We start from the raw sequence: 16,856 nt of genomic DNA, 5'->3' as shown, positions 1-16,856 counted from the left end.
ATCTTTTCCGGGAGATTCTTCCCGGAGTAGATGCGCCCCGGCTTTACGCCGGTGGCGTCTCGCGCCAGCCCTGCCCGTCAGCACCTACCCCGGTGTCATGTGCGAAATCCGTGAGCCTTTGCAGGAGGGTTTCGTATTCGGTGTTCAACCCTTCGTCGAAGGCTCCGTCACGGTACACATATCGGTCGCCGAGGCTGCCACTGCCTTTCCCGAAACTGCCCCTAACCCATTCCCTTGCTTCTGCAAGTGCGCGGGAGGAAGTATCGGTTCGCAGCTTCCCGGCCAGGGCCGCATACTTCCCGCCGAGCTCCTGGAGGCCCATGACGCCCAGAATAAAAGCAAAACGCGACATATCGTCCGGCAAGGAGCCGAGGTTGCCGCCGGGGAGCGGACGCCCGTACGGGTAGTCCACCCATTCGCCCGGCCCACCTCTGCCCGCCACAGCCTTCGCCCCGCTGATCGTGGCGTGGTAGTCCGCCGGATATCGTGCACCTTGCAGCACGTCATCAATATTGACGTCCAGCTCCACTTCTCCGTTGGCAAAACGTACATCGTAGGACAGGTATGCCGCTCCGAAGAGCAGTGACCGGCGTTTCCGCGGTATCCATCTGGCCCTCACATGGACCGGCATGGCGTTTTCCACTAGCGTTCCTGCACCGCCGACGCGGGGATCGCGTCTGCGAGCCATACTCCCGAATCGGACCGGTAGAAGCTAATCCCTTCTGCGGCGGCAATGCCGGTATCGATGGTGAGGATCACCGGGTCCGTGTCCTTGCGGCGCCCCACTTCCCTAGCCTGTTCCACCGTGTCGGCCAGGTGGACGTACTGCCGGCTCATGGGAAGCAACCCGGCGTTCAGGATGGCGGGCACGGTGTCCCGGGAGGTGCCGTGGAAAAGTTCGGCCGGGGGCTGGACCGGTTCAGAAACCTGCTGCACGGGGACGGAATGCCCGTGGACAGCCCGGATCCGGCCGTCCCGTATCTGGTGCCGCTTTTTCGTGGCTGCTTCCAGCACCTCGTGCAGCGTGGTTTCGTCAACGGATTGCCACTGCGGTCCCATCCGGTGCAGGGCGGACAGCACGTCGGTGACTGGCGCCCATCCTTCGGCGTCGAGGCTTAATCCGTACTGTGCCGGGGCATGGCGCAGCGCGTGGGACAGCACGCGGCTGATTTCTCGCGCTGTGACAGGGGTGGTCATGGCGGAATTCCTTTCGCTCCGCCGACAATGTTCGCGGAGACCGGGGGGGATTGAATCTGCATTATGCCCTACTTAGGGTGAGGGCAGTCCGATCGCAACGACACCGCCCACCCCACCCCACCCGGGAGCCGATCATGACCCGTGTTGACCTCAACATCTCGCTGGACGGTTTCGCCACCACTACCGACCAGACGCCCGAGAATCCGTTTGGTGAGGACTGGGCACGGCTCACCGCCGCCTATGCGGCCACGCGGACGTTCCGGGAGCGGGTGCTGCACGACGACAGCGGACAGGGAAACACCGGCGTCGACGACCGTTATGCCCAGCGCTACTTCGAGAACGTCGGCGCGGAGATCGTGGGTGCCGGGATGTTCGGCCTGCACGCGAACCCGGACGACGCCGACTGGCGGGGCTGGTGGGGCGAGGATCCGCCGTTCCACGTGCCGGTCTTCGTGCTGACGCACACGCCCCGCCCGTCGCTGGACATGGCCGGCGGTACAACGTTCCACTTCCTTAGTGCGTCACCACGGGAAGCCCTGGAGACCGCAGCCGGCGCTGCCGGCAGCGGCGATGTCCACATCGGGGGCGGTGCGGAGACTGTACGCGAATTCTTCCGGGCAGGCCTCGTTGATGACCTGCACGTTGGCATTGCGCCCATCATCCTGGGGCGCGGTACGCGGCTCTGGGACGACCTGCGGGGCCTGGAAAGGGACTGCGAGGTCAGCACGGAAACGGCACCGAGCGGGACTACGCATGTCACGTTCCGCCGCAAGTAGCCGGCAGGGAGGACATTCGTACGAAGAAGACGTGCGCCCTAGGCATATTTTTCGAGGAACCGGGCAGAGAACTCCAGATATGCCTTAGACGCCATATCCGGCTTGTCAGCAACCTCCCGGGCGTGGCCGCGGACAAACTCGACGGCCTCCGCCCGCCGTCCGGTCAGGACAAGGGCAATCGGATAGGTCTGCCACGGGACAGCCTGGTTGACCTGGAAGTGGGAGGGCGGGCGCAGCTTGTCCACAACGCCCTCGGGTTCGCACAGGGATTGCATAAACGGAATGCCCCACAGGACCACGGCATCCAGCACCTCTTCCAAACGGAAGGGCTCCCCTTTCTCCTGCCTCACACGCCACTGCGCCAGAATGAATTGCGCACAGCTGTAGGACTCCGGGAGCAGGGTATACAGCGGGCGGGTCAGGGTCGCAGAGGTGCTTTTCGGGAGATGGGGATTCAACTCGTGAAAAATACGTGAGAGGGGCTTCCAGCAGATCCCCACCACCGGAGTCACATTCACTGGACCCGCACCGTAGTACGAGGCACGGTTCAGCCCCAGCCATCCCAGCCAGTCTTCGCCCAGATCCAGTGTGTGGATGCCTCTGGACTTACGGAACCCGTGCCCTTTGAGCAGGGCACCCCACGCAGCGTCCAGTTCCCGACCCAACGACATGCTTCTCCCCCGTTGCCCGCACCAAACCTGGCTACACCTTAACGCAGAAACGCCCCGCCATACGGCGGGGCGCCTCTGCAGGTAACTAACAGGTTAGATAGTTGCCGCGTCGATGACGAACCGGTACCGCACGTCGGACTTGAGCACACGCTCGTAGGCGGTGTTGATGTCCTTGGCGTCGATCAGTTCCACCTCGGGGGCGATGCCGTGCTCGGCGCAGAAGTCCAGCATTTCCTGGGTTTCGGCGATGCCGCCGATGTTGGATGCGGCGTAAGAGCGGCGCTTGCCCATCAGGGTGAATACGGAAATCGGCATGGGCTCGGGCGGAGCGCCCACGCTGACCATGGTGCCGTCCAGGCGCAGCAGGGCCAGGTACTGGTTGAGGTCCAGCGGGGCACTGACCGTGTTGATGATCAGGTCGAACGTGTTCTGCAGCTTCTCGAAGGTGCTCTCGTCGCTGGTGGCGTAGTAGTCCTTCGCGCCGAAGCGCAGCCCGTCCTCCTGCTTGCTCAGCGTCTGGGACAGCACGGTCACGTCCGCGCCCATGGCGACGGCGATCTTCACGGCCATGTGGCCCAGGCCGCCCATGCCGACGACGGCGACGCGCTTGCCGGGGCCGGCGTTCCAGTGTGCGAGGGGCGAGTAGGTGGTGATGCCGGCGCAGAGCAGCGGCGCGGCTGCTTCATAGGAAATGCTCTCCGGGACGCGCAGCACGAAGTCGTCATTGACCACGACGGAGGTGGCGTAGCCGCCCTGCGTGATGGTGCCGTCCACGTCCTTGCTGGCGTAGGTGCCGACGTTGCCGTTCAGGCAGTAGTTCTCCATCCCGGCCTTGCAGTTTTCACACTCGCGGCAGGAGTTGACCATGCAGCCCACGCCCACCCGGTCTCCGATCTGGTGCTTGGTGACCTCGGCGCCGACGGCGGCGACGGTGCCCACGATTTCGTGGCCGACCACCTGCGGGTAGGCAATGGGTCCCCACTCGCCGCGGACCGTGTGGATATCGGAGTGGCAGATGCCGGCGTAGGCGATGTCGATCAGCACGTCATGCGGGCCGACCTCGCGGCGTTCAATGGTGGTGGGAACCAGCGGATCCGTGGCGGAGGTGGCGGCGTAAGCGCGTGCGGTAGTCATATTTCTCCAAGCTGTGGGGGAACAGTGCCATGGGGCACATTAAGCACAAGTCCGTGCCGGCGTCGTTTATTTCCTCGGCCGTCGTTCCGGCTGTGAGCCTGGGCGCACCGATAGTATTGGGGAGCGGTTTGCGCCGCACCGGGCTGCCCGCTCGATCCCCCGCCGTCGCAAGGAACCTACCGTTGAACAGAAAAACACTCAAGGATCACGGTTTCTCCGGTTTCCGGCCGATCGCGGGCCTGGAGACCAACCGGATCCCGCAGCGGCAGGGAGTTTTCGCCGTCGTACGTCCCGAGGGGTTTGAACCGCGCTTCCTGGCCAAAAGCACTGCAGGCGTGTTCAAGAAGAAGGATCCCTCGCTGGCTCCGGCGGAGCTGTCCGCCGAGTGGGTTCCCGATGCGGACGTCCTCTTCCTCGGCAAGGCCGGCGCCGGCAGCAAGGGCAACCGGGGGCTGCGCCGACAGATCGCAGAGTTCGTGGACTTCGGCAACGGGAAACCGCCGGGCCACTGGGACGGCCGGCTGATCTGGCAGCTTGCCGATGCGGGCAAGCTGCTGGTGGCGTGGAAGGAACTGCCGGTGGAGGAACTCAACGGGGCCCTTGCGGGGTACCAGGCGGAGTTTGTGCGGCAGTACGGCCGCCTGCCCTTCGCCAACATGGTCCAGGCCCGGGCCTAGGACAAAAGTCCGGCAGGATCTAGAAGTGGGCGTACGGGTCGTTGAGCGCGGCGCAGCGCCCGCTCCCGGGCGACCCTACACGATAAACAGAGTCGGCTGGCCATAGTCTTGATCTATGCATGAGGGAAACGATCCAGGAAATGGCCCGTTTATCGGTACTGAGGGAAATTCAAAACGTGCCGTTGACGCATCTATAGATGCGCTAGCAATCGTTTTAAGCGGAGCCCTTCCCCCTGCGGCTCCCTACATCGTCGGGGGTGCCACATACCTAAAGGGGGTAGGCACAACACTCCAAGAGCACCAAGACCGGAATATCCAGCTCATGGTGGCCGCGGGTCAGGACCATGCTGGACTGGAGTTGGACGAATTCCTTGATGCTATTAGATCAAATCCGGAACGACTCCTCCCCTTCGTGTCCGCATGCGATGCGGCTCGGCGGACGGCACTGGATGACAAGGTTAGAGCGCTGGGTCGCGCCGCGGGGAACCTCGCATTGGACGACTCATTGGTCGACGAATCCACGATCTGGATCGACATCTTTTCTCGGGTAGATGCTCCACACATCCGCATGATCAAAGCACTCGCTGAAATGGACCCCGAGAACGCAGGACATTCGCGCTTTTGGAAAAGAAACCAGCTACGGGAAAAATGCGGACTGACAACAACCGTATCGGTATTGATCAGCACCCTGACATCGCTGGGACTCATGCGCGAAATCCCTTATGCAGAACTTGACAGGCGGACTCAGGCACGCTGGAGTGCCAATCCTCCGGGCTCAGGTGGTTCTCCGCTCTATGGCAAGGGGCCGTTGACGAACGCATTTCTTCAAAAGCTAGAGTCAGAGAGTGACGAGCCATAGATCGTGAGCAAATGCCCGCTTACTGGAAACACGCGGCTGCCGCTCTGACGCCCGAGGGCTTCGCGCGTTTCGGGCGTCCAGGCGTTGCCACGCACCTACCCCAGTGAGGCCCGGTTCCCCGCTCCGGCGGCGCTGAGCGTCTTGCTGAACAGCACATATTCGCCGTCCCGACCCGCAGCTTCATAGCCCGCACCCCGGTACAGCAGATGCGCCTGGTTGCTTTGGTAAACACCGAGTTCCACCACGCCGGCTCCCTTTGAGCCGGCCTCCTGCTCGAAAGCCTCCAAGAGGATCCGCCCAATTCCTTCGCGGCGACGGCTGCTAAGGACACTGATCGAGACCAGGGTTGCCGAGTCGCCGTCGACGCTCCCCATCACATACCCCAGCGGCTGCCCCTCTGCATCGAGGCAGACGAGCGTGTGCGGGAGGCAATCGATCCACAGTTCCAGGTTCTGGTCGAGGACTGTCAGCCAGCCCAGGAGTGCATGCGGCTCGATGGTCTCCATGTATTCGCGCTCTTGGCGCAGGATGAAGGGCAAATCGCTTACTTCGGCGTGCCGGAGGCGTGTAGGCATAGTCATGGACGTGAGCATGCCACATGACTCCCCATTCCAGCGCAAGCCGGGCGCACCCGAGCGTGCCCTCACGGCCGGGTCGGCCGTGAGGGGCAGCCGCTACCGGACGGGGAACCCCGCGTCACGGATGGCCTGCTTCACCTGGTGGATCGCATCATCGGGTCCGAAGTGGAACACCGAGGCGGCCAGCACGGCGTCGGCCCCGGCGATCACGGCGGCCGGGAAGTGCTCGGGCTTGCCCGCCCCGCCGGAGGCAATCAGCGGCACGTCCACGGCGGCGCGGACGGCCTTGATCATTTCGATGTCGAAACCCTCGCGGGTGCCGTCGGCGTCGATGGAGTTCAGCAGGATCTCCCCCACCCCGCGGTCGGCGGCCTCCTTCGCCCAGGCGACGGCGTCGATCCCGGTTCCGGTACGCCCGCCGTGGGTGGTGACTTCATAGCCCGATGGCGTGGCGCCGTCGTGCGTGCGCCTCGCGTCGACGGAGAGCACCAGCACCTGGGAGCCGAAGTGCCGGGTGATTTCGTCAATCACGTCCGGGCGGGCGACGGCGGCGGTGTTGATGGAGGCCTTGTCCGCGCCGTAGCGCAGCAGCCGGTCCACGTCCGCGATGGAACGCACTCCCCCGCCGACGGTCAGCGGAATGAAGACTTCCTCGGCGGTGCGGGCGACGACGTCGAACGTGGTCTCCCGGTTGCCCGAGGACGCGGTGACGTCCAGGAAGGTCAGTTCGTCCGCGCCGGCCTTGTCGTAGCGGTGGGCAAGTTCCACCGGGTCTCCGGCGTCGCGCAGTCCCTCGAAGTTGATGCCCTTGACCACGCGGCCGGCGTCGACGTCCAGGCAGGGGATGACGCGGATGGCAACACTCATGGTGTTCTCCCCTAGATCCGGCAGGCGTGGATGGTGCTGACGAGGATGGCGCGGGCGCCGATGTCGTACAGCTCGTCCATGATCCGGTTCGTGTCGGTCTTTTTGATCATGGAGCGCACGGCCACCCAGTCGCTGTTCTGCAGTGGGGAAACGGTGGGCGATTCCAGGCCCGGGGTCAGCGCGGCGGCGCGCTCCACCAGGTCCTTGCGCACGTCGTAGTCCATCATCACGTACTGCCGGGCGACCAGGACGCCGCGTAGGCGCCGGATCAACACGTCCAGTCCGGCGGGGTGCTCGGCACCCTTGCGGCCGATCAGCACGGCTTCGGACTTCAGGATCGGCTCGCCGAAGATTTCCATGCCTGCGGCGCGCAGGGTAGTTCCGGTTTCGACGACGTCGGCAATGGCGTCCGCGACGCCGAGGCGCACGGAGGACTCCACGGCGCCGTCGAGCCGCACCACGGAGGCGTTGATGCCGCGTTCGGCCAGGTAGGCGCGCAGCAGTCCGTCGTAGCTGGTGGCCACGCGCTTGCCTTCAAGCTGCTCGATGGACTCGAAGTCCCCCACCGGGCCGGCGAAGCGGAAGGTGGAGGCGCCGAAGCCCAGGCTCAGCAGTTCCTCGGCCTCCACCTGCGCGTCCAGGAACAGGTCGCGGCCGGTGATTCCGACGTCGAGCGTGCCGGCGCCGACGTAGACGGCAATGTCACGGGGGCGGAGGAAGAAGAATTCGACGTCGTTATCGGGGTCCACCATGACCAGTTCGCGGGAGTCGCGGCGCTGGCGGTAGCCCGCCTCGTTGAGCATGGCAGAGGCGGATTCGGACAGGGCACCCTTGTTGGGTACGGCTACACGGAGCATGGGTTGCATCTTTCGCTGGAAGTTTTGTCGCTGAGTTAGGGAGTAGTTCGACCGGCGGGCCACGGGCTGAGCAGGCTCAGCGCGCGGCTAGAGATGCTTGTAGACGTCCTGCAGGGTCAGGCCTTTGGCGAGCATCAGGACCTGGAGGTGGTAGAGCAGCTGGGAGATTTCTTCGGCGCATTCGGCATCGGATTCGTATTCGGCGGCCATCCACACTTCGGCGGCCTCCTCAACAACCTTCTTACCGATGCCATGCACGCCCGACTCGAATTCGGTCACGGTGCGTGACCCGGCGGGGCGGTCCTGAACTTTCTGGCTCAGCTCGGCAAAGAGGTCTTCGAAGGTTTTCACAGTGACAAGGGTACGCTGTGCCGCGGTGTGTGACGGAATCGTGCGGGTGGGGTGTGACAGCGACTGCCAGGCGTACTAGGACAGGCCGGCCTGCCCCACAGGTTTTGGCCCTCTCGCACCGGACCACATTGTCGAGGAGAGTACTAGAGTTCCTCACACGCGCCGACTAGTTTCTTAGAGCGTTATCTGTTGCCCAGAGCGGTATCATTAGCGCTTTATGCTGATTTTATACATCAGAGATTCTACATGCTTTGGGGGAAACATGATTATCGATCCGATAAGCCGGACAGGCTCGGATGAACAAGACTTCGAGGTCGTCATCGGCATCGTCGCACCCATTGGCACAGATCTAGATGGCTTATTCCCTCGATTGCAACGTGAGCTGGCCCAGTACCAGTACAGCGCCACGATGGTCCGACTGAGCCAACTCCTGAACAACGAACATTTGTCCCCAATTTATTCTCATATAGACAGCCCTGCTTCGACGGCTGAGACTCTCATGAACAGGGGCGATGAGCTAAGGGAGCACTATAAAAGTGGCGACGCACTCGCGGCGGTTGCGGTTAATGAGATCGCCTCGCAGAGAGTGAAGAAAAACCTGAAACCCAACCAAGGGTCGAGGCATGCATGGATTCTGCGCACATTGAAACATGAGGCCGAAGTTGAATTATTGCGCCATGTTTATGGGGGTCGCTTCATCCTCATAGGTGCACAACAGAATGAAGGAACTCGAAGTGAAAAGCTGAGAATGGATTTAGTCGATGAAATGCCGAGTGCGGCAAACGTCGAAGCGTTAGTTACCGAACTAATCCACCGCGACCAATGGGACGGACAAAACGAACTGGGCCAAAGAGTTCGCGAAACGTTCGCCATGTCGGATTATTTCCTGAACCTCGACGGAAATGTGGGTCAAGAAGTATCCCGATTTGTGGGCTTAGTATTCGGTGAGGCTTTCATCACGCCTACCCGCGACGAGCAAGCTATGTTCCACGCATACGCAGCAGCATTGCGTTCATCGGATGGTGGACGACAAGTCGGGGCTTCCATCACCACGCGGAATGGCGACCTTATCGTCACAGGGACAAATGAGGTTCCAGCCGCTGGCGGGGGAAATTATTGGCCGGGTGATGCTTTAGACAAGCGCGACTTTAAACAGGGCTACGATTACAACAAAAGGATGAGCGAGCGGGCCGTCAAAGAATTAATCCAGTTTTTAGCGAAGAAGTCGATGCTGTCCAAGGATCTCCTTCAGCTGCCGCCGGAAGACATCTACACCTCGATAGTGGCGAAGGATAAGGATGGAATAAAAGCGCTAAGATTGATGTCTCTCATCGAGTTTGGACGAGTATCTCATGCCGAAATGTCAGCCATTACCCAGGCGGCCCGATCCACAGCATCGACGCAGGACGCGACGCTATTTACAACCGCTTTTCCCTGCCATATGTGCATGCGTCTTATTATCGCGAGCGGCCTCTCGAGGGTCGTTTATATTGATCCCTACCCCAAATCTTTAGCTATGGAAATGTACAGGGATTCTATTGTTGATTCTCAAAGAATGGAGGTCACGCCGTTCTGGGGCGTGTCATGGACTATATATTCTAGGGTCTTTACAATGATTAACCGAGGCAAAAACAGCAGTGGGCGATTCGACTTCGGCCAGGAGGCGGTCAAGCGGATGCGACTAGCCGGCCGCCAGCCGCTGGAAGGTGCGTTGAAACGCGAACAGGATGTGATTGAGAGCCTGGATTTTTCAGGCATCCTTAAACGCCTCACCTCGATCGACCGCGACGTCACACACTGTAGTAAGTGACCAATGCAGGCCCCCTCATGTCTCTGTACTGCAAGGTCGCAACAGTCGGGACTGCTTCCGTGATCAGCACCCGTCCCAAACGTTTGCGAAATTACTCAGCAATTCTTCCGAAACGGCTACCCCGTAGCCGCCTTTCGTACGGGTAGAACTTACGCGTGACCGCGCCCGGCCGGACCGTATGTACTGACAGGGATGTCGTCCATCGCTTATGAGGTCTCGAAATGCTGAGTTCAATCACGCGGTTCTGCCGTTCTGCCCACGTCCATGCACCCGCTGCAATCCCCGGCCCCAAATTGCGTGACCGGGACGAGCCACTAAAGATAGCCCTGGTCACCGAAGGCACCTACCCGGTGGTCACGGGAGGGGTCAGCACCTGGTGCGACCAGCTGATCGCGGGAATGCCCGGCCATGACTTCCAGGTGATCGCCCTGACCGGAAGCGGTGCCGACCGGCCGGTCTGGAAGCTTCCCGAAAACGTCCGGTCGCTGCGGACCGTCCCAGTCTGGGGTCCGCTGGCGTCCCCCCTCCGGCCCGGGTCCCGGCGCAAGGAGTGGATGGACCGCACCCAGTCCGAACTCACCCTGCTGTGGGACGCCGCACTGGGATCCGACGACGCCGACCCCGTCGGCCGCACCACCAAGGCCCTGCGCAACCTGGTAGCCATCAGCAACCGGATCGGCCTGGCCCACGCACTGGCCACCCGCGGTTCCGTGGCACCCATCCTCGACGCCTGGAACCGGCACCTGGTCAGCACCGGCGAGCCGCCCATGTCCGTGGCCGACGCCGTCATGGCCGCCAGCATCGTGGACCGGGCCCTGGCCCTGGTGGACCAGCGGCCGGCCGGCGCGGATGTCATCCACGCCTCCAGCAACGGCCCTTCGTCCCTGATTGCGCTGGCCCACTCCTGGAGGCACGGCACACCCATCCTCCTGACCGAGCACGGGGTGTACCTGCGCGAACGCTACCTCGCCCTGCACGGAGCCAACTTCTCCTGGCCGGTCCGCCGCGCCGTCACGGCGTTCCTGCGCCGGCTCTGCCAGGTGGTGGTTGCCCAGGCCCACATGGTCCTGCCGGTCAACCAGTTCAACGCCCGCTGGGAACGCCGGCTGGGCGCCCCGCCGGAGCGCATCCACACCATCTCCAACGGCGTGGATCCGGGCAGGTTCCTGCCGGTCACGACAGAACCCGACCTGCCCACCATCAGCTTTGTGGGGCGGATCGATCCGCTGAAAGACCTGGAAACCCTGATCTCCGCCTTCGCACTGGTACGCCGGCGGATACCCAACGCCCAGCTGCGGCTGTTCGGGCCCACTCCGGCTGAAAACCACGGCTACAAGGCGGACCTCGTGCAACTGGCAGCGGATCTGGGCGTCACCGACGCGGTGCATTGGGAAGGCCCCAGCAAGGGCAGCCGCCCGGCCATCGAGGCCGGCCACGTGGTGGCCCTGTCCAGCGTGTCCGAAGGACTGCCCTTCACCCTCATCGAATCCATGATGTGCGGGCGCGCCACCGTCAACACCGACGTCGGCGGCGTCGCCGAATGCCTGGACGAGGAGCGGACCACCGGCATGCTGGTGCCCGCCCGGGACCCCGAAGCATTTGCCGAAGCCTGCATCACGCTGCTCTCCGATGACCACCTGCGGGCGGAGATGGGAGCGGCAGCACGACGTCGGGCCCTCGCCGAGTTCACGCTGGAACGTTGCCTCGGCCGGTACCGGGAGGCCTATGCCGCCGCCCGGGACGGGCGGCTGTTTGAACACCCGCCCGCACCCGGCCTCCGGCCCGTGGCCGGTTCCGGCGATACCGACGCCGCACCGCAAATCCCCGATGTCCACTCCAATGAATCCCTGAGGTTGTCCGCATGAGCGCCGATAGTGTGACGGTGCCCGCTGCGGGCTCCGCCGTCCCGAAACTGAAAAGCAACCAGGTGGCCTACGACGCCGTAGACACCTTTGAAATCACCGCACGGCTGGAGGCATCCGGGCTCAGCGACCGCACCGTCCGCCAGCGCCACGGCGCCACGGACGTGTTCGCCTACGCCTCCTCCCTGGAGCAGGTGCGCGGCGAAACCCAGGCCGGCACCGAGCTGCAGGGATGGCTTGGCCGCGGTGCCCTGCTCGAATCGGTCCGGCGCGGCATTGTGCTGATCCTCGGCGCAGTGCTGGGCGGACTCACCGCCACGGTCATGGCCGCCAATACCCGGGAGGTCCTCGTTGCCGGTATCGGCGCCTGGATCATCGGCCAGTCCATCTCCGGCATTGTCTGGACCTACGCGGGGGCCGGGCAGCTGAAACGCGGCATAGCCCGCGGCACCGGCGCCACGCTGCTGGTCATGGCGGCCCTGGCCTGTTACGTGGGGGCGTCCCTGATCCTTCCCGGGCACGACGCCACCATGGCCGGCCTCCTGATGGTCTGGTGCTGGTACTCCTGCGTGGTGTCCATGCTGGTGATCCTCGGCCGGTCCTGGTTCCTGTTGACGGTCCTGGCCTGCGGGGTGTCCATTGTGACCCTCACCCTTGCCCTCAGGGACAGCGCGGCGGGGGTCATCGTGCCCGGCACCGCGCTGCTGGTGGTCGCCGCAGTCACCGTGCTCTTCGCCATCCAGCTCCGCCCCATCAAGGAAAGCCGCCGGCCGCGGCGGGAAGACGCCCGCGCAGCCGTCGCTCCGGCGGCGCAGGCGGTCTTCCTTGCCGCAGCCCTCACCCTGGCCCTGACCCGGTTGCCCGCCTGGGAAGGCACCGCCTTGGTAGCCGCCACCGTGGTTGCCGCCGCAGCCACCGACCCGGCGCTGATGCTGATGCGGCAGCGGCTGCAATGGTCCTCCCAGCGCACGCCGCTGCTCCGGCACGCCGCCTGGAACGCCTGGCTGCTGACCATCTCCATCTCCTCCACCATTGTGGTGATCTCCGCATCGGTCTCCTCGCTGGTGGTCATCTTCCTGGTGGAGGACAGCAAGGTGGCCGACACGGTGCTGGTTGCCGCCGCCTTCAGCGCCCTGGCCACCATCTCCACGGCGCTCAGCGCCTTCGGACTGCCGCACCGCGGCGTGATGTTCGCCGCGGCGGCCTGCCTGGCAGCGGCGGCGTGGCTCCTGGTCGGTCCCCTGACCGGCATCCTGGTGGCAGCAGGGTGCCTGGTAGCGGGACTCGTAGTGCTGCTGGCACTGGTGGCCGATCCGCGGACCTACGCGTGAGGGCACCCCGGCTGGCCCTGCCCTGGTACATCCACCCCGCGGAAGGGCCGCGGGAATGGGCATGGCTGGCCGGACAACACGTCTCCTTCGCCGTTCTCAACGTGCACAACGGCCCCGGCGCGGAGGACGATCCCTACTACCCGGACGCGGTTGCCGGTCTGGGGCAGACCCGGTTGCTCGGGTACGTCCCGGTCCACTACGGCCAGCGGTCCCCCGAGGCGGTGGCCCGGGACGTGCAGGCCTGGCAGCGGATGTACGGGCTGGACGGCATCATGTTGGACGAACTTCCCTCCGGCGAAGGCAGCCTGGGCCTGTGCAGCGAGTATGCGGCGGCGGCGCGGGTCGCCGGCATCCGCTTCCTTGCCGCGAATCCCGGGGTCTTTCCGACGGCCGGGCACGTGCGGCTGTTCGATGTCACCTGCGTTTTTGAGGGAACCGCCGTGGATTATGCCGGCTTCCGACACCCGGCCTGGGCGCAGAACGTCCCGCCGGCGCGGCTCTGGCATTTGGTGCATAGCGGCGACCCCGCCCAGCTCACCGGACTCCGGCTGGCCGCCGGTCACCGCGGCGCCGGACACGCTTACGTCACCGACCGGTCCATGCCCAACCCGTGGCTCGGTCCCCCGGCTGCGGTGTCCGCGGGCCTGGCTGCCGCCGGCCTGTCAGCGGACCATCCGGCACCGTGAGGCGTGGCGTTAGGAGGCGGGCCGCCGGGGCAGCGATGGTTGCAGCACTGGGCTTCCTCCTTGTCTTCGTCCTGGTCCTGGCCGGGTGCACCCCGGCCGGCGACGACGGGACGCCCGCTGCTCCGGATACGTCCGGTGCTCCCGCTGTCCCGGTTCCGTCCGACGGCGTGCCGGCAGTCCCGGCGCAGCACCCCGTCCGCTCCGAACCGCTGTGGGTTCCTGTCCCCGGCACCGCCTGGCAGTGGCAATTGACCGGCAGCCTTGACCTCAACGTCGACGTCCCGGTCTACGACGTCGACTTCGAGACCACCGCCGCCGCCGACATCGCCGCCCTGAAGCAGAAGGGCCGCAACGTTATCTGCTACTTGTCCGCCGGATCCTGGGAGGACTTCCGCGGCGATGCCGATGCGTTCCCCGAAGCGGTTCTGGGCAAGGAGATGTCCGGCTGGCCGGATGAACGGTGGCTGGACATCCGCCGGCTGGACCTGCTCCTGCCGATAATGGCTGCACGGATGGATGCGTGCGTTGCCAAGAGGTTTGACGCCGTCGAGCCGGACAACGTGGACGGCTACCGCAACGACTCAGGGTTTCCGCTCACCGCTGAGGACCAGTTGGCGTACAACCGGGCCGTAGCCGGGCTGGCCCATCAGCGCGGGCTGTCCGTCGGACTGAAAAACGATCTCGACCAGATTCCCGAGCTGGTGCACAGCTTCGACTTTGCCGTGAACGAAGAATGCGTCCGGTACATGGAATGCGACCGCTATGCGCCTTTCACCGCGGCCGGAAAAGCCGTCCTGCATGTGGAATACGAGGGCACCCTGGATTTCTGTGCCGGGTCCGCACGGATGGGACTGTCGTCCATGATCAAACCGCTGGACATGGGTGCGGCCCGGCAGGCCTGTTGAACGGGTTCCCGACAGTATGTCGGTATAATAATGCCGCCGGGCAGAGCTGCCCGCGCAGACCGTTGAAAGGACGCAAATGTACGTAGTGGTCAACACCCTGGAGGTCGGTCCGGACACGGCCGAGGCTTTCGAAAAGGCCTTCATCGACAGCATGTTGCACCTGGAAGGTGTCCCGGGATTGGGCCGAAGCACGTTGATGCGTCCCGAAGGCAAGAGCAACACCTACCTGTCCACCATGGAGTTCGATTCCAAGGAAAGTTTCTTCGCCTGGCTGAAGTCGGATTCGTTCAAGGCTTCGCATTCAGATGAGCAGGCGCCGGGCATGCAGGCACCCAACACCGTCGCGTCCTACACCGTCATCAAGGACACCGCCGCGTAACGGAAGCAGTGGATTTCCGGCCCATGTCGAAATTCCCTCCCCTGTTCCGTCCCCGAAGTGACACCGCCACAATGGCGGTGTTGCCGGAGGGCAGGGCCCGCGGGCCGACGGGTCACTGGCCGGCAAATCAGACCGCCCGCCTCAGCGCCCGGGTAGAATTGACGGCTGCCGGATATCCCCGGCAACGAGCTGGAGGACCCCATCATGAGCACCAATACGCCGGCGGCAGCCAACCGTCCCGAACCGAGTCCAATCCCGAACCCGGACCGCACGCTTACGGTGTGGGAGGACGGCGTGCGTCTGGACTTTACCTTCGCCGACTGCATGAAGTACCACGGCCCGGGTTTCCCCGGCGGTGTCGCGCACGCCTTCGCAGCGCTCGGGCGGGCGCTTCCGGAACTGGCTGCCCGCATCCCCGGCGGCCGTGTCCAGCGCAGGGACATCCGGGTACGCACCCCCTTCGGCGGTCCCGGCGCCAGGGATGCCTTCGAACTGGTGACACGTGCCGTCACCGGCGACCGTTATGCGGTACTGCCGGAACTCGCCCGGCCCGAGCGTGGCAACACCCTGGCCCGCTATGTCTTCGAGATCAGCGTTGGAGACGTGCGGGTGACCGCGGTCATCCGCGACGACGGCATTGTCACCGATGAGTTCATCGAGCTGACGGCTAAGCCGCAGAAGACCACGTCCGAGCTGGAGCACTTGGAAGTCCTCAAACAAGAAATGCGCGACCGGATCCTCGAACGCGAACCGAAGCTGGTGTACGACCTGGAGGGGTAGCCACGGGGGGTGGAAAACCGATGTCCGCGTTCCACACCACGGACATCGGTGCCTGGCCGGATGAGGGTCAACGCGGTCGAAGTGCGCCCGTCTAGCTGTCTTCCACCTCCGAGAACAAGGCGATGAAGGCAGCACCGGTAGCTTTCAGCTGACCGAAGAGCTCCGCAGCGGCAGGTGTTGCCACGGCAGCGGAGGCGTCCTCATAGCTGTCGAAGTACAGGTCGAGTGTCCGGTGGGCCGGGGTGGGTGAACCGTCCTCCTTCGGCCAGACCTTTCCTCCCTCGTACCGCTGCAGCTTGGCGAGCTGCTTGGCGCTGTCCGCGATGCCTTTGTAGGCCGCCTCAAAGGCTTCGGGGTCGGCGGGGTTGTAGATGACGAACGTGATTTTGGTGGACATGGTTGTTCTCTCTCTTTTCGTGAGATCGGGACAACGGATGGGCAAGGGTGCCTAGCGTCGCCTGCCTCCAGCAATCGGAGCCGGATTTCGCTTATTGTGGGGTACGCGGGCACGGCATGCCAGAGCGGGTCCAACGGGACTTCCCCGGCGATCGCAACGGTGGCTGCGTGCACCAGCACGCGCACCGCAGGGCTGACCGGCTACCCGGTTCCCAGGCGGGAACCGGCCTAGACCGGCTTTCCGTTCAGGGACACCACGGCCGGAACAACCCTGGTCCCCGTGGAGTCGGTGCTGATGGTGATGGTGATGGGGCGCCCGTAGGGGTCCGTCGCAGGTATTTCGTACGGGTTCAACCGGGGTTTCGCCTTGTCGTGCAGGATGAGGATCTTGGGATCGGTGACGGTCAAGCCGTACTCCCGGTTCAGCGCTTCCCCGATCCGGAAACTGGCGGCGGAGATCTTTCCCCTGAGGCCGGCCACCTTCACAATGAAGACGATCAGCCCCACCACAAAAGCGAGCGTCAGGGCCATCATCAGCAGCGCCCACCCGGTAGCGGCATCGCCGGAAGAGTTATCCATGGCAACGCCGGAGCCCAACAGGCCCGCGATCGGAGCGAGCAGGAGAGCGACCAGCCAATTGGGATTCATCACTTTCGGAATCAGGTTTTCGCGGGGCTCCGCAGCAACAATCTTTCCGCTTTCAGACATGATTTATTAACCTTTCCCCCATTTCGCCCGGT

The 16,856-nt window shown here is 64.1% G+C and carries 20 protein-coding genes; 10 read left to right on the top strand and 10 right to left on the bottom strand.

The window, feature by feature from the left end; genetic code table 11:
• Positions 1 to 43: 43 nt before the first annotated feature.
• Both AC5RUF_RS01040 and AC5RUF_RS01035 read right to left on the bottom strand, forming a co-directional pair.
• Complete coding sequence (locus AC5RUF_RS01040) at positions 44 to 643, bottom strand: hypothetical protein (protein ID WP_494129414.1); 600 nt, start codon at positions 641 to 643, stop codon at positions 44 to 46.
• Entirely contained in the window at positions 643 to 1,197 is a 555-nt protein-coding gene (locus AC5RUF_RS01035; RefSeq protein ID WP_494129413.1) for an RNA 2'-phosphotransferase, read from the bottom strand. The genes AC5RUF_RS01040 and AC5RUF_RS01035 overlap by 1 nt, the downstream gene beginning before the upstream one ends.
• 134 nt (positions 1,198 to 1,331) lie before the next feature.
• On the opposite strand from AC5RUF_RS01035, the gene AC5RUF_RS01030 reads away from it, so the two are divergent.
• Entirely contained in the window at positions 1,332 to 1,973 is a 642-nt protein-coding gene (locus AC5RUF_RS01030; RefSeq protein ID WP_494129412.1) for a dihydrofolate reductase family protein, read from the top strand.
• A 38-nt stretch (positions 1,974 to 2,011) separates the two neighbouring features.
• On the opposite strand, the gene AC5RUF_RS01025 is transcribed toward AC5RUF_RS01030, so the two are convergent.
• Entirely contained in the window at positions 2,012 to 2,644 is a 633-nt protein-coding gene (locus AC5RUF_RS01025) for a hypothetical protein (protein WP_493996131.1), read from the bottom strand.
• Positions 2,645 to 2,737: 93 nt separating this feature from the next.
• Positions 2,738 to 3,778: an NAD(P)-dependent alcohol dehydrogenase gene (locus AC5RUF_RS01020; protein ID WP_494129411.1), complete on the bottom strand. Its 1,041-nt coding sequence runs from the start codon at positions 3,776 to 3,778 to the stop codon at positions 2,738 to 2,740.
• A gap of 182 nt (positions 3,779 to 3,960) precedes the next feature.
• Between AC5RUF_RS01020 and AC5RUF_RS01015 the strand changes: the two genes are divergently transcribed.
• Both AC5RUF_RS01015 and AC5RUF_RS01010 read left to right on the top strand, forming a co-directional pair.
• Entirely contained in the window at positions 3,961 to 4,455 is a 495-nt protein-coding gene (locus AC5RUF_RS01015; RefSeq protein ID WP_493996129.1) for a hypothetical protein, read from the top strand.
• Positions 4,456 to 4,570: 115 nt separating this feature from the next.
• Positions 4,571 to 5,314 carry a hypothetical protein gene (locus AC5RUF_RS01010; protein WP_494129410.1) on the top strand — a complete coding sequence of 248 codons (744 nt, stop codon included), beginning with the start codon at positions 4,571 to 4,573 and terminating at the stop codon, positions 5,312 to 5,314.
• A gap of 95 nt (positions 5,315 to 5,409) precedes the next feature.
• On the opposite strand, the gene AC5RUF_RS01005 is transcribed toward AC5RUF_RS01010, so the two are convergent.
• The 4 genes from AC5RUF_RS01005 to AC5RUF_RS00990 all read right to left on the bottom strand — a co-directional run bounded on the left by AC5RUF_RS01005 (position 5,410) and on the right by AC5RUF_RS00990 (position 7,967).
• The gene (locus AC5RUF_RS01005; RefSeq protein WP_494129409.1) at positions 5,410 to 5,895 is read right to left on the bottom strand and encodes a GNAT family N-acetyltransferase; all 486 of its coding nucleotides are present in this window, start codon (positions 5,893 to 5,895) and stop codon (positions 5,410 to 5,412) included.
• Between the two features lie 93 nt (positions 5,896 to 5,988).
• Positions 5,989 to 6,759, bottom strand: a complete 771-nt coding sequence (gene hisF / locus AC5RUF_RS01000; protein WP_494129408.1) for an imidazole glycerol phosphate synthase subunit HisF — start codon at positions 6,757 to 6,759, stop codon at positions 5,989 to 5,991.
• An 11-nt stretch (positions 6,760 to 6,770) separates the two neighbouring features.
• A complete protein-coding gene (gene hisG, locus AC5RUF_RS00995) occupies positions 6,771 to 7,616 on the bottom strand; it encodes an ATP phosphoribosyltransferase (protein WP_494129407.1) in 846 nt (281 codons plus the stop codon).
• Positions 7,617 to 7,703: 87 nt separating this feature from the next.
• The gene (locus tag AC5RUF_RS00990) at positions 7,704 to 7,967 is read right to left on the bottom strand and encodes a phosphoribosyl-ATP diphosphatase (RefSeq protein ID WP_227902106.1); all 264 of its coding nucleotides are present in this window, start codon (positions 7,965 to 7,967) and stop codon (positions 7,704 to 7,706) included.
• Positions 7,968 to 8,229: 262 nt separating this feature from the next.
• Between AC5RUF_RS00990 and AC5RUF_RS00985 the strand changes: the two genes are divergently transcribed.
• The 7 genes from AC5RUF_RS00985 (at position 8,230) to AC5RUF_RS00955 (ending at position 15,720) form a co-directional block, all read left to right on the top strand.
• Positions 8,230 to 9,777 carry an anti-phage dCTP deaminase gene (locus AC5RUF_RS00985; RefSeq protein WP_494129406.1) on the top strand — a complete coding sequence of 516 codons (1,548 nt, stop codon included), beginning with the start codon at positions 8,230 to 8,232 and terminating at the stop codon, positions 9,775 to 9,777.
• A gap of 293 nt (positions 9,778 to 10,070) precedes the next feature.
• Entirely contained in the window at positions 10,071 to 11,642 is a 1,572-nt protein-coding gene (gene pelF, locus AC5RUF_RS00980; protein WP_494129405.1) for a GT4 family glycosyltransferase PelF, read from the top strand.
• Complete coding sequence (locus AC5RUF_RS00975) at positions 11,639 to 12,970, top strand: hypothetical protein (RefSeq protein WP_494129404.1); 1,332 nt, start codon at positions 11,639 to 11,641, stop codon at positions 12,968 to 12,970. Before pelF ends, AC5RUF_RS00975 begins: the two co-directional genes overlap by 4 nt.
• The gene (locus tag AC5RUF_RS00970) at positions 12,967 to 13,656 is read left to right on the top strand and encodes a spherulation-specific family 4 protein (RefSeq protein WP_494129403.1); all 690 of its coding nucleotides are present in this window, start codon (positions 12,967 to 12,969) and stop codon (positions 13,654 to 13,656) included. Before AC5RUF_RS00975 ends, AC5RUF_RS00970 begins: the two co-directional genes overlap by 4 nt.
• A 35-nt stretch (positions 13,657 to 13,691) precedes the next feature.
• A complete protein-coding gene (locus AC5RUF_RS00965) occupies positions 13,692 to 14,561 on the top strand; it encodes an endo alpha-1,4 polygalactosaminidase (protein WP_494129402.1) in 870 nt (289 codons plus the stop codon).
• A 76-nt stretch (positions 14,562 to 14,637) separates the two neighbouring features.
• Positions 14,638 to 14,940, top strand: coding sequence for an antibiotic biosynthesis monooxygenase family protein (locus AC5RUF_RS00960; protein ID WP_494129401.1), 303 nt, complete (start codon positions 14,638 to 14,640; stop codon positions 14,938 to 14,940).
• A gap of 204 nt (positions 14,941 to 15,144) precedes the next feature.
• Positions 15,145 to 15,720, top strand: coding sequence for a hypothetical protein (locus tag AC5RUF_RS00955; RefSeq protein ID WP_493996505.1), 576 nt, complete (start codon positions 15,145 to 15,147; stop codon positions 15,718 to 15,720).
• A gap of 91 nt (positions 15,721 to 15,811) precedes the next feature.
• Here the strand turns inward: AC5RUF_RS00955 and AC5RUF_RS00950 are convergent, their stop codons facing one another.
• Positions 15,812 to 16,117 carry an EthD domain-containing protein gene (locus AC5RUF_RS00950; RefSeq protein WP_493996504.1) on the bottom strand — a complete coding sequence of 102 codons (306 nt, stop codon included), beginning with the start codon at positions 16,115 to 16,117 and terminating at the stop codon, positions 15,812 to 15,814.
• Between the two features lie 227 nt (positions 16,118 to 16,344).
• Entirely contained in the window at positions 16,345 to 16,824 is a 480-nt protein-coding gene (locus AC5RUF_RS00945) for a hypothetical protein (protein WP_493996503.1), read from the bottom strand.
• Positions 16,825 to 16,856 lie beyond the last annotated feature (32 nt).

This window comes from Arthrobacter sp. Y3224198 (genome assembly GCF_059090025.1).
Note: the sequence above shows the minus strand (reverse complement) of the source record. Positions and strands in the feature narration are given on the sequence as shown.

Excerpts from the sequence above, each read along its gene's own strand:
- AC5RUF_RS00945 (WP_493996503.1), bottom strand. The coding sequence starts at position 16,824 with ATGTCTGAAAGCGGAAAGATTGTTGCTGCGGAGCCCCGCGAAAACCTG.
- AC5RUF_RS01020 (WP_494129411.1), bottom strand. The coding sequence starts at position 3,778 with ATGACTACCGCACGCGCTTACGCCGCCACCTCCGCCACGGATCCGCTG.
- AC5RUF_RS01010 (WP_494129410.1), top strand. The coding sequence starts at position 4,571 with ATGCATGAGGGAAACGATCCAGGAAATGGCCCGTTTATCGGTACTGAG.
- AC5RUF_RS00975 (WP_494129404.1), top strand. The coding sequence starts at position 11,639 with ATGAGCGCCGATAGTGTGACGGTGCCCGCTGCGGGCTCCGCCGTCCCG.
- AC5RUF_RS00955 (WP_493996505.1), top strand. The coding sequence starts at position 15,145 with ATGAGCACCAATACGCCGGCGGCAGCCAACCGTCCCGAACCGAGTCCA.
- AC5RUF_RS00960 (WP_494129401.1), top strand. The coding sequence starts at position 14,638 with ATGTACGTAGTGGTCAACACCCTGGAGGTCGGTCCGGACACGGCCGAG.
- hisG (WP_494129407.1), bottom strand. The coding sequence starts at position 7,616 with ATGCTCCGTGTAGCCGTACCCAACAAGGGTGCCCTGTCCGAATCCGCC.
- AC5RUF_RS00950 (WP_493996504.1), bottom strand. The coding sequence starts at position 16,117 with ATGTCCACCAAAATCACGTTCGTCATCTACAACCCCGCCGACCCCGAA.
- AC5RUF_RS00965 (WP_494129402.1), top strand. The coding sequence starts at position 13,692 with ATGGTTGCAGCACTGGGCTTCCTCCTTGTCTTCGTCCTGGTCCTGGCC.
- AC5RUF_RS01025 (WP_493996131.1), bottom strand. The coding sequence starts at position 2,644 with ATGTCGTTGGGTCGGGAACTGGACGCTGCGTGGGGTGCCCTGCTCAAA.
- AC5RUF_RS01005 (WP_494129409.1), bottom strand. The coding sequence starts at position 5,895 with ATGACTATGCCTACACGCCTCCGGCACGCCGAAGTAAGCGATTTGCCC.
- AC5RUF_RS01030 (WP_494129412.1), top strand. The coding sequence starts at position 1,332 with ATGACCCGTGTTGACCTCAACATCTCGCTGGACGGTTTCGCCACCACT.
- AC5RUF_RS01035 (WP_494129413.1), bottom strand. The coding sequence starts at position 1,197 with ATGACCACCCCTGTCACAGCGCGAGAAATCAGCCGCGTGCTGTCCCAC.
- AC5RUF_RS00985 (WP_494129406.1), top strand. The coding sequence starts at position 8,230 with ATGATTATCGATCCGATAAGCCGGACAGGCTCGGATGAACAAGACTTC.
- hisF (WP_494129408.1), bottom strand. The coding sequence starts at position 6,759 with ATGAGTGTTGCCATCCGCGTCATCCCCTGCCTGGACGTCGACGCCGGC.